12 protein-coding genes are annotated in these 11,245 nt (G+C 42.1%); 3 read left to right on the forward strand and 9 right to left on the reverse strand.

Translation table 11 applies throughout. The annotated features are described in order from the left end of the window. The first annotated feature begins 112 nt into the window (after positions 1–112). Complete coding sequence (locus MF4642_RS08945; RefSeq protein ID WP_004980614.1) at positions 113–313, forward strand: NF038105 family protein; 201 nt, start codon at positions 113–115, stop codon at positions 311–313. Between the two features lie 58 nt (positions 314–371). On the opposite strand, the gene pal is transcribed toward MF4642_RS08945, so the two are convergent. The 6 genes from pal to ybgC all read right to left on the reverse strand — a co-directional run bounded on the left by pal (position 372) and on the right by ybgC (position 5,481). Further along, positions 372–941 carry a peptidoglycan-associated lipoprotein Pal gene (gene pal, locus MF4642_RS08950; RefSeq protein ID WP_004693879.1) on the reverse strand — a complete coding sequence of 190 codons (570 nt, stop codon included), beginning with the start codon at positions 939–941 and terminating at the stop codon, positions 372–374. A 52-nt stretch (positions 942–993) separates the two neighbouring features. Continuing rightward, positions 994–2,277, reverse strand: coding sequence for a Tol-Pal system beta propeller repeat protein TolB (tolB, locus tag MF4642_RS08955; protein WP_162841310.1), 1,284 nt, complete (start codon positions 2,275–2,277; stop codon positions 994–996). A gap of 359 nt (positions 2,278–2,636) precedes the next feature. Next, positions 2,637–3,893, reverse strand: coding sequence for a cell envelope integrity protein TolA (tolA, locus tag MF4642_RS08960; protein WP_078425978.1), 1,257 nt, complete (start codon positions 3,891–3,893; stop codon positions 2,637–2,639). 3 nt (positions 3,894–3,896) lie between these two features. Then, the gene (tolR, locus tag MF4642_RS08965) at positions 3,897–4,349 is read right to left on the reverse strand and encodes a protein TolR (protein ID WP_004693872.1); all 453 of its coding nucleotides are present in this window, start codon (positions 4,347–4,349) and stop codon (positions 3,897–3,899) included. Continuing rightward, positions 4,349–5,047: a protein TolQ gene (gene tolQ / locus MF4642_RS08970; RefSeq protein WP_004693871.1), complete on the reverse strand. Its 699-nt coding sequence runs from the start codon at positions 5,045–5,047 to the stop codon at positions 4,349–4,351. The genes tolR and tolQ overlap by 1 nt, the downstream gene beginning before the upstream one ends. A 26-nt stretch (positions 5,048–5,073) precedes the next feature. Continuing rightward, positions 5,074–5,481 (reverse strand): tol-pal system-associated acyl-CoA thioesterase, encoded by a 408-nt coding sequence (gene ybgC, locus MF4642_RS08975; protein ID WP_004693869.1) that lies wholly within the window; start codon positions 5,479–5,481, stop codon positions 5,074–5,076. 221 nt (positions 5,482–5,702) lie between these two features. Between ybgC and MF4642_RS08980 the strand changes: the two genes are divergently transcribed. Both MF4642_RS08980 and MF4642_RS08985 read left to right on the forward strand, forming a co-directional pair. Further along, the gene (locus MF4642_RS08980) at positions 5,703–6,284 is read left to right on the forward strand and encodes a hypothetical protein (protein WP_078425979.1); all 582 of its coding nucleotides are present in this window, start codon (positions 5,703–5,705) and stop codon (positions 6,282–6,284) included. Between the two features lie 218 nt (positions 6,285–6,502). Further along, on the forward strand, positions 6,503–7,735 hold the full coding sequence (locus tag MF4642_RS08985) for an acetamidase/formamidase family protein (RefSeq protein WP_078389697.1): 1,233 nt from the start codon (positions 6,503–6,505) through the stop codon (positions 7,733–7,735). A 54-nt stretch (positions 7,736–7,789) separates the two neighbouring features. On the opposite strand, the gene ruvB is transcribed toward MF4642_RS08985, so the two are convergent. From ruvB to MF4642_RS09000, 3 genes are all read right to left on the reverse strand, one after another. After that, positions 7,790–8,800 carry a Holliday junction branch migration DNA helicase RuvB gene (gene ruvB / locus MF4642_RS08990; RefSeq protein ID WP_005399718.1) on the reverse strand — a complete coding sequence of 337 codons (1,011 nt, stop codon included), beginning with the start codon at positions 8,798–8,800 and terminating at the stop codon, positions 7,790–7,792. A gap of 196 nt (positions 8,801–8,996) precedes the next feature. Beyond that, positions 8,997–9,599, reverse strand: coding sequence for a Holliday junction branch migration protein RuvA (ruvA, locus tag MF4642_RS08995; protein WP_078425980.1), 603 nt, complete (start codon positions 9,597–9,599; stop codon positions 8,997–8,999). Positions 9,600–9,725: 126 nt separating this feature from the next. Then, positions 9,726–11,066, reverse strand: coding sequence for a deoxyguanosinetriphosphate triphosphohydrolase (locus MF4642_RS09000; RefSeq protein WP_058869335.1), 1,341 nt, complete (start codon positions 11,064–11,066; stop codon positions 9,726–9,728). Positions 11,067–11,245: the final 179 nt, after the last annotated feature.

The raw sequence follows: 11,245 nt of genomic DNA on the forward strand, positions 1-11,245 counted from the left end.
CGAGACAAAAGAACAATTAAACTCGACTATTTGCTGCGATTTTACCCTTGCAAGTCTTGTGGAAAGTGCTATGTTGATGGAAGGAATATCAGGTAAAAATAGGAGCACAACAATGACAACGCAAAAATTTGATGCGACTCCAACGCCGAGCGAAGGGATTAACTTAGATGATATTTCAGACGATAGCGTGAAAAAAGCGTGGCAAGATTACGAAGCAAAGGCTGAGTATAAAAAGTTCAATAAACATGACATGATTGAATCTATGCAACATGCTGAAGAATCTGATGAAAATCCCAAGCCTGAACAAGTTTAAGTCATAAAAAAGCGCTCATCGAAAGGAGCGCTTTTTTATTTCAGTTGTAATACCAGCATTATTTTAAAAGTGGTGGCACTGCTTCGTAGTTAATTTCTACGCGACGGTTTTCTTTCCATGCATTTTCGTCATGGCCTGCATTGATTGGCATTTCTTTACCGTAACTAACTGCTTCAAGCTGGTTCGGACTCACACCTGTGGTGATTAAGAAACTTTCAACCGCTTTGGCACGACGTTCACCCAATGCCATATTGTATTCACGTGTACCGCGCTCATCGGTATGACCTGTTAACGCCACACGCGAATTTGCATTTGCCATTAAGAACTGCGCATGGGCTTGTAGCGTTTGGTAATCATCATTGCTGAGGTCGCTGCTGTCATAGTCAAAATGCACAACGCGTTTTGCTAAAAATGCTTTGTTGGCTTCAGTCACGCCTTTTGCTGATGCACCTGCAAGATTTTGCGCATTTAAAGCAGCATCTTCACTTAGACCTTGAGTATTGACTGTGGTTGAGCCATTTGGATTTTGGCCTGCTTCAATTGTTGCAGCAGGTTTGCGGCTCGCACATCCTGTAACTACAAGAGCAGTCGCTAAGATTGGAAGGGCTAAAAGTTTGATCGATTTCATTCTTCATCTCCATGAAAATTGATGATTATTAAATGACTAGTCATTAAAAAAGTTATTTGGGTGCCCAAGCGGGTTCACGGACTTCACCTTGTTCACTTGGTAAATTCATACGGAAACGGCCATCCAGTGACATGATCGATAACAAACCACGTGAACCTTCACGCGTTGCATAGACCACCATCTGCCCATTTGGGGAAAAACTTGGTGACTCATCCAAACTGGTTGGGGTTAAAATATTTGTAACACTTGAGTTTAAATCTTGAATAGCGACTTTATAGTTACTACCGCTTGGGCGGTGGACCAGTGCCAGCTTTTTGCCATCGGCACTCAGCGTACCACGTGCATTGAATGCGCCACGGAAGGTCAGACGGTTATAACTGCTATTTGCCAAGTCATAACGGTAAATTTGTGCAGAACCACCACGGTCAGAAGTAAAAATAAATGACTTACCATCTGGTGCATAACGTGCTTCAGTATCAATGGCACTGTCATTGGTCATGCGTTGCAGCTGACGGGTTTCCAAGTTCATTTGGTAAATTTCTGGGTTGCCATGCATAGAAGCGGTGAACAACATACTTTTCCCATCTGGTGAGAAGCTTGGCGCGCCATTTAGACCACGGAAGCTAGCAAGCTTTTCACGCGTACCTGTCGAAAGGTCTTGGACATAAATTGCAGGGCGTTTGGTTTCAAATGAAACATAAGCAATTTTCTTGGCATCTGGTGTCCATGCAGGCGATAAAATTGGGTCGCGTGACGTTAAAATTGTACGTGGCTGCTCACCATCAGTATCCGCGATTTGTAGTGTATAGCGTTGTTCTGGTGTAGCTGGATTACGTAGCACATAAGCAATACGACCGCTAAAGTCTCCTGGAATACCAGTTAATGCTTGATAAATGGCATCACTAATCATGTGTGCAGCAGAACGAACGCGTGATGCTGGAACAGTTAATAATTCATTTAAAAGATATTGTTGTTTTTGGACATCATACAGTTGGTAATGAACCTCGTAGCTACCATTTTCAGTTGTTTTTACTGTTCCTGTAACGACATATGGAACACCTGCAGCCTGCCAGTTGGCTGCGTTCGGATTATTCATGCTGGCGGTTGCAGGTAAATTTTTTGAAGCGCTGGTAAATTTCCCTGAGCGGTTTAAATCCGTTTCAATAATGGGATAGAGGCTACTGTCATTGCTAAAAGGTACGATTGCAATTTTAGGCGCTTCTTCAGGTGCTTTTGCAATTTCTAAATGAAGCTGAGCATGCGCTTGAGTCACTAAGACTGGGCTGAAAGCAGTTAAAATGGCTAGGCTAAGAAGGTGTTTACGCGTCATTTCCATCATTCGTTATTTACTCAAACAAACGGCTTTTATTGTGGGTTTAATTGTTCTACATAATGGCATGATTTTCTAATATTAAAAGCATGAAATTATGACTGATCTGTTATAACACTGTGAAAAATGAGTAAGAATTAAGTCGTTTAAGCGTAAATGCAAAAACGCATAGGTAGATATGTGTGATAAGGGGGAGTGGAGGCTCGCTTGTATTGAGTGAAATATCGACTGAAATTAAAGATATTGCACTGATTGTTATTGAAATTTAAAAGAGATTAAACGTATATAAAATAAGTTATTTGAGTACTTAAAAATACTGTGAATATGGCTGGAAAAATCCCCCTGACTGTTCAGAGGGATTTGGATTATTTCGCAGTAAAGGATGAGGTAAAGCTTTGTGCTTGCCGGCGTGCTTCTGGATCTGAAGGCATTGGATAGGGTGCCGCAGAACGAACAGCTGCTTCAACGCTGGCTTTCATGTCAGGGTCACTGGAGCTCACGATCACAGAGCGTACAGCGCCACTATCCGAAAGCGTGACACGTGCCGTCGCGGTTTTACCCGTTGAACCTGCTGGGGTATCCCAAGCACGCTTAATTTTATTTTCAAAGTCGCGCTTTGCCGTTGAAGCAATTTGCTTTGCTTCAGCTTTCTTTTGCGCGGCTTCTTCGGTAGCTTGTTTTGCAGATGAAGCACGTGCTTCTTCAGCCGCACGCTCTTTTGCTTCGGCATCAGCTTTACGTTTTGCATCAGCGGCAGCCTTAGCTTTTTCGGCATCTGCTTTGGCTTTTGCATCAGCATTTGCCTTAGCTTTATCCGCATCGGCCTTACGTTTCGCATCAGCATCAGCTTTGTTTTTCGCAGCATCTGCTTTAGCTTTTGCATCAGCTGCGGCTTTTGCTTTGTCCGCATCGGCTTTACGTTTTGCATCAGCGGCAGCCTTGACTTTATCTGCATCGGCTTTGGCATCAGCCGCAACTTTAGCTTTATTGGCATCAGTAATTTGTTGCTGCTTTTTAGCGAGATCGGCTTTCTTTTGTGCATCAAGCTTCGCTTTTTGCACTGCCTCTGCTTTTTTCAATGCTTCTAAGTTTGCTCGGCGTTTGGCGTCTGCTTCGGCTTTCGCCGCAGCATCTGCTTTGGCTTTCTCAGCATTTTTAGCTTGCTCCGCTGCACGGGCAGCAGCACGTTCTTGCTGAGCTTGTAGTTTTTCAGCTTCAGCCTTTGCACGTGCCTGAATCTGCTGCTGTAGTTCAGCTTTACGCGCTGCCGCTTCAGCAGCTTTAGCATCCGCTGCTGCCTTTTGAGCGTCGACCTTTGGCACAACGGGTGTTATAGGTGGTGCAGTTGGGATAACAGGTGCAGGCTCTACAACTGGTGGAGCAGTTTGTGTGATTTCTTTGGCTACATTTTCATGTGCTGTTTCAGTAAACTCTGTTTCTTCAAGCGTAACAGGCTTTAAGTCCTCAGGTTTGATGAGCACAGTTCTAATTTGCTTCGGTGGCTCTGGTGGTTTACTCATACCAAGATAAAGTAAGCCAACAACAGCAATCACATGGACACCAAAGGTAAATCCAAGCGCGATGGCTTTTTGTTTAAAAGGTGGCTTTTTAAAATCTTTCATAAATTACTTTAATGGCTCTGTGAGTAATCCAACTTGGCTGAGACCCGCTTCTTGTAGGCTGTTCATGAGCGACATGACTTCGCCATAAGAGCGTGACTGTTCACCTTCCACAACAACGGTTAAAGTTTTATTTTCAGCCTGAGCTTGTTGCTGTGCTTCACTTAAAATAGACGTCAATTCAGATAAAGCCAAAGGTTCAGCTGAACTATGCGTTTTATATTTAAGGAAATAGCGACCCTCTTTATCTAAGCTGACCATTGCAGGTGCATCTTTTGATTCAATGGGATTGCCATTGGCTTGAGGAAGATCGACATTGATGCCGCTCGTAATCATGGGTGCGGTGACCATAAAAATCACTAATAATACGAGCATCACGTCAATATATGGGACGACGTTCATCTCACTTTTTAGTGGTTTCTTAATGCGCTCGAAGCGTCCTGAACGTTGAATTGCCATTAGTCATGTTCCTTAGTTTCACCCAAAGACTGACGTTGTAATAACGCAACCATTTCTTCTGCAAACAAAGCACGATCGGAGTAAACTGTTTCGCCTTTTCCGGTGTAATGGTTAAATGCCAATACTGCAGGAATCGCTGCAAATAAACCAATCGCTGTAGCAATGAGGGCTTCAGCAATACCCGGTGCAACCGTTGCAAGGGTGACTTGATCTACGTCTGCTAAACCGATGAATGCATTCATGATGCCCCAAACGGTACCAAATAAGCCAACATACGGGGCAACAGAACCAATGCTGGCCAAAGCACCTAAGCCTTGTTCAAGTTGGCTTTGATCACGACTTAGACCGACGCGTAAAATACGTTCTGTGCCTTCAATGGTTTGTGCTGGAGCAGCATTGCGTTTTTTGAGTTTTAAAAACTCGCCTAAACCTTGATAAAAAATATCCTCAAGGCCGACACGTTTGGAGTTAAGTTGCGCATTGTTATACAGCGTATTCAGTTCAGCACCTGACCAAAAAATTTTTTGAAAATGGTCATCGTCTGCCTGTGCTTTTTTATAACTCATGTGTAACTTGGCAATCAGATACCAGCTAAACAGCGAGGCCAAAAGTAAAGCCAGCATTACCAGTTGTACGACTGGGCTTGCTTGTAATATTAGATCTGAAACTTGAAGAGATGATTCGAGTTGAGTTGCCATAGTTACTACATGTGCCAATAATTTTTTTAGTCTTGTCCTAATTCTTTTAGAATCAGTTCGCGGATTTCATCGGGAAGTCGACGTGGTTTCATTTCTGAACTGATACATGCCAATTCGACCTCACCCGATGCAAGCATGATTTCACCACGATAAATATTTTGTTGCAACACAAATGACGTAGCCTTACACGAAACAACACTTGCTGTAACAGTAATTAAATCATCCATTAAAATTGGACGTGAATATTTCACATTAATTTTGTGTACAACAAAGTTATAGTCTTTTTGATGCCAGTAATGATCTACACCAGAAGCACGTAACCACTCAGTACGGGTACGCTCCATAAAGCGAATATGATTGGCGTGGTAAACAATGCCACCTGCATCAGTATCTTCAATATAGACACGAATGTTGAATTCAAATTTATTCGCCATGAGAGTATTCCGTTTTTCCAGTTGTACGAGTCGATTTAGATTGACTTGGCGCTTTTATATTTAAGGACAGGGTCTTAAAATTGATGCACGTCAAAGTACTAATGCGTCGCAGTTTAGCATTATGAGATTTCACTCCAATGGCACAAGATGTCAAATATTGTGATTCATGACTGTTGGGGGAGTTGAACGCTGTATGGCTATAAAAATATAAGGATAAGGGAATGAATGGTTATTTTAAACTGCTGCTTATTTTTGCTGTGGCATTTGCGCTGTGGACATATTGGCTTAAGCCTGAGCAAGGAAGCAGAAGTTTAGAGTTATATTCACCGATTGAAAATGTACAGCAAGTTGAAGGCTACACAATTACTTCCTTAGAACCATATGCGGGAGAGTTTCGTGTGTTGGCGCGTGAAAACTATAGGATGGGTCGTGAAGCAGAGCTAAGTCCTGTGGATTTTGCTTTGGGTTGGAACGAGATGGCGAAGCCTGAAGTCTACAAGCAACTATCTATTACACAAAGTAATCGTTGGTATTATTGGCGTTATGAGAACAATCCACCCATTCCAGTAAATGACATTGCCTCGAATAGTGCCAATACGCATTTGATCCCAGCCAATAAAGTTGTTGCACAAAAACTTGCAGATATTGATGTAGACGACATGGTTTATTTAAAAGGGCAACTGGTTGAAGTTAAATCGACTGATGGTTGGACATGGCGCAGTTCACTGAGTCGGACAGACACAGGAAATGGGGCGTGTGAGTTAATGCTGGTCGAAGAGGTGAGAGAAATTTCTTCTTTATAAATTGTCGAGAGGGGATGTATAGCCAAGGCTTGTGATGGATTCTCGTTTTAAAAAAAAGATAATGTTATTTAAAAATTTTATAAATGCATACCCAGTATTGTATTAAGAAGCTGACTAATAGAGCGACTAGGTATAACTTTATTAAAACGTGAATAATAACTTAAAATGGCATTAAATTTGCTTTTAGCGTTATGTAATTAAATTAGGGAAATTTACATATGCCAACGCGTTTAGCATTATCTATAGCTGTCACATCTGGTCTTTTAGCACTTTCATCTTTCACTTTTGCTGATGACTTTCAGGTTTTAAAACAACTAGAAAATAAGCCAATGTTATTAAAACAAGGTGAATATCAAGGGAATTATTATGTTCCAAGTACATTAAAAACAATTACATGGGGCTATTTACCAAATAAGAATGCTAAACCTGTATTAACAGTTCCATCGGAAAGTACAGTGACCTTTGATACTGTTTCACATGAAGGATTGCTTGAAGATCAGGGGAGAGATGCTGAAAAGTATTTTTCATCGCATGGGGTTGAATCTGAAAATGTTCTAGATGAAGCAAAATTAATTACGCGCTCCAATTTAAAGCATGATTTTCATAAAGATGGTCCACACATCATCACAGGTCCAATTGCAATTGATGGTGCAATGCCTGGGGATATTTTAAAAGTTGAAATCTTAAAAGTTGAACCACGAGTTCCTTATGGTGTGATTTCAAATAGACATGGAAAGGGTACATTACCTGAGTTTCCAAAGCGTAAAAAGATGGACGGAGCTTCAGCAAATAATCCAGATGCATACGGTAATGTTTCTATCTTTACGCCAATTGAAAAAAATAAAAATGGAGTTTGGGAAGGTGTTTTAAAAACTGATACAGGTCCATCAATCCGCTTTCCTTTAAACCCATTTATGGGGACTATGGGGGTGGCTGCAAATACAAGCGAACCTGTGCATTCAGTACCCCCATCATTTTATGGAGGAAATATTGATATTAATGAGTTAAGTGCTGGGGCAACGGTATACTACCCTGTACAAGTGCCAGGTGCACTGTTCTATACAGGTGATAGTCATTTTGTTCAAGGAGATGGTGAAGTTTCTTTGACTGCTCTTGAGGGATCAGCGAGGGCAACGTTTAAAATTACGTTGTTAAAGGCGGGCAAGGATAAAGTACCTGGTAAAACCATTAGACAACCTCTAGCAGAGAATGCGGAGTTTTGGATTACGCCTGGTTTAGACGAAGACTTGGACGAAGCAATGCGTAAATCAACACGTGAAGCGATTCGCTTTTTGGTTGATGAATATGGTATTTCAGAAGAAATTGCATATGCTTATTTAAGTGCCGCCACAGACTTTGAGGTATCCCAAGTAGTTGATCGTACCAAAGGTATTCATGCCATGATCCGTAAAGCAGACTTTAATGAGTTTAAAGAAACAAAGAATAAATAGTGAATGCAAAAGAAGGTGGCATTAAGCCTCCTTCTTTTGCATTAAACAGGTGTTTTAGGGTTTATCTTTCGGTTCAGGCGGTGTCATACCAAACTGTAAATATGCCATATTGGTGGCAATACGGCCACGGGCTGTCCGCATGACATAACCTTGTTGAATCAAATATGGTTCAATCACATCTTCTAATGTGCCCGAGTCTTCAGCCATCGCTGCTGCCAAAGCTTCTACACCACCAGGTCCGCCATCAAAACGTTCAAGTAACATACTCAAATAACGACGGTCTAAAGTGTCTAAACCATCTTTATCGACATTGAGCATATCGAGGGCACGCTGAGCCATATCTTGTGTCACTTCACCTGTACCTTTGACTTGTGCATAGTCACGGACTCGACGTAGTAAGCGGTTGGCGATACGCGGCGTACCACGTGAACGACGTGCAATTTCTGCTGAACCTTCACGTGTAATAGGTACATCCATCAAATTGGCAGAACGAGTCACAATATGCGTTAAGTCAGTGACTGAATAGAATTCAAGGCGTTGCACAATACCAAAACGGTCACGTAAAGGAGAGGTGAGGAGTCCAGCACGTGTGGTTGCGGCAACTAAAGTAAAAGGGGGTAAGTCGAGCTTAATTGAACGAGCCGCAGGACCTTCGCCAATCATAATGTCGAGTTGATAGTCTTCCATGGCTGGGTAAAGAATTTCTTCAATCACGGGGGAAAGACGGTGAATTTCATCGATAAATAGTACATCACCTTCTTCAAGGTTGGTCAGCATGGCTGCCAAATCCCCAGCCCGTTCTAGTACGGGGCCTGAAGTCGACTTTAAGTTCCCACCCATTTCACGCGCAATAATATTGGCAAGTGTGGTTTTACCTAGTCCCGGTGGACCAAAAATTAAGGTGTGATCGAGGGCTTCACCACGACCACGTGCTGCGCCAATAAAGATTTCCATTTGTTCACGAACTACGGGCTGACCGATGTAGTCATCGAGTGAGGTCGGGCGGATAGCGCGGTCGATATGATCTTCGGGTTTTTCGGAACCACCGATGAGACGGTCTTGCATATAGTTAAATCAATCTCTGGCTGAACTTTCGAGGCACAGCCTCAAATTATGATTTGTGTTTAGGTACCATTGTGTAGGCATTGCCTTACTTTTGAAAGATCAAAAGTAACAAAAATCTTGTGTTGGATTGAGGATATGTCCTTATATCCCAATCCAACATGGCGACATCCATGTCGCCTTCGTGTGTCTATTTGGATTATTTATTCATCGATTTGAGTGCAGCACGGATGATGTCGCTTGCTTCAGTGAAATCACCTTTTGCTGCACTGACCAATTTCTGTGCTTCTAAAGGTTTGTAACCTAAAGATTGTAATGCCGCTTCAGCTTCTGCAACGGCAGAGTTGCCTGTGAACTGGATTTGTTCACTGGTTGAGTTGCTTGGCGCTGCGCCTGAAGACATCGCTTTAAAGCGATCACGTAGTTCAATCATGAGGCGTTCAGCAGTTTTTTTACCCACGCCCGGTACTTTGACCAGTGTGTTGATATCTTCATGCTCAACAGTATGAATCAGCATATCGACACTAAGCGTGGATAAGATACCTAAAGCCATTTTAGGGCCGACACCGTTGACCTTTAACAGGGTGCGAAAAATGATTTTTTCTTGTTGATGCAAAAAGCCATAGAGCAGTTGAGCATCTTCACGCACGGCAAGGTGCGTCCATAAGGTAATGTTCTGGCCTTTTTGTAGTTGGCAGAAGGTCGTCAGTGGTGTATCAATTTCATAACCGACACCATTTACATTTAAAAGTACGGTGGGTGCTTCTAGTGCGAAGACTTCACCAATAAGACATCCGATCATGTTGTGTGATTCACTTTTTTATCAATGGTTGCATAGTAGTGAGCATTGCGCAGAAAGGCAAAAGACTCATGGAAAATTGAGTTCGGATTGATGGCTTTATCATCAAACTGGATGTTGATGACTTATTTAAATCAATCCTGCCTTATTGCCTTGTAACTCTTGAGACAAGTTATACGCTTGGTGGTCTGAAAATTTAGAAATAATATCTAAGACCTGCATAATGTTTTCATAATGGTTACTGCCAAAGTGCGCACCAGAACGACATAAAATAGCCATTAAGCGTTGTTCTTTAAAGCTCAATGTTTTATGAGGTGTAGTGAGCGGAATAAAAGCATCTAAAATATTTTGTAAGCTTTGATGGGCAATAATTTCCAAACCCGCTTTTTGTGGGTGTTCAAATATTTTATCGCGAGCTAAATCCTTTGCACGGTTAATGCCTAACTCAATATCGGCAGCGCAGTATTGCAGTAAGCTGCCAGCCAGTTGTCCGTTTAAAATTTCAAAATGATGCTTAGCAAAAGCAGATGTGACTTCTTCAACCAGACGTTTCATCACGCGTCCGCGCAACGCTGCAATTTTTTGCTGCCACGTAGTATCTGGCATCGACAGTTCAGTTGGTGCGCTATATTCACCAAGTAAGCTTAAAAAAATCGGTTCAACTTCTTCATAAGACAACATGTTTAAAATAATGCCATCTTCAAGGTCAATCAGGGCGTAGCAAATATCATCTGCTGCTTCAAGTAAATAAGTCAACGGATGACGACAATAATGGTATTCACCCAGTTGAATCAGTCCGAGTTGCTCTGCAATTTGTTGCAGGATTTCTTTTTCTGCTTGATAGCAGCCAAATTTGGCACGTTTACTGGCAGGGGTATTGCCTTGTGACTCGATGGTTTTAGATAGCCACGGATATTTTAAGTAAGCCCCAAGTGTTGCATAGGTTAGACGCATGCCACCATCATTAGGGTGATAGTCAATTTTAGTCAGTAAGCGTAGACCTTGGGCATTTCCTTCAAACTGACGCACATCGGCTTGTTCTTCTGCGGAAAGTTTCTCTAAAAAGTTGCCATGTGATGCATCGTCAAACCATTCACGAATGGCATATTCACCCGCATGACCAAACGGTGGGTTCCCAATATCATGTGCTAAACAAGCCGCTTGAATAATGGCTCCAACATCGGCAGGGGAAATCCACATTGGTAGTTCATCTTTGATCTTTTCCGCTGCCAGCATGCCAAGAGAGCGGCCAATACAGGAGACTTCAAGCGAATGCGTTAAACGAGTATGAATGCCATCGTGTTGAGTCAGTGGATGGACTTGGGTTTTTCGGTTCAGTTGGCGAAAACTTTGGGAAAAAATAATTCGATCATAATCTTTGTGAAATGGACTACGTGCCAATTCTGTGTTTTGCTTTTTACTTCCAATACGAACTGTTGAGAGCAGTTCTAACCAACGCATTTGCATCATTTATCGTTATTCAGTGAGTTATTGGCTTTATCATGCCAAAAAAGTGTGACGAGCTCTAGAGGGCTGCGACATAAGTTGTCTTTTAATTTATGCAGTATTAAGTTTTCAGAAATAGAACATCTTAAAGCAGTCATGTTTGTTCTCAAGGAGGCTATCGACTTCGTTATTTGCAGCTTAAA

It is taken from the genome of Acinetobacter sp. MF4642 (assembly GCF_002018925.1).
Classification (GTDB): Bacteria; Pseudomonadota; Gammaproteobacteria; order Pseudomonadales; family Moraxellaceae; genus Acinetobacter; species Acinetobacter johnsonii.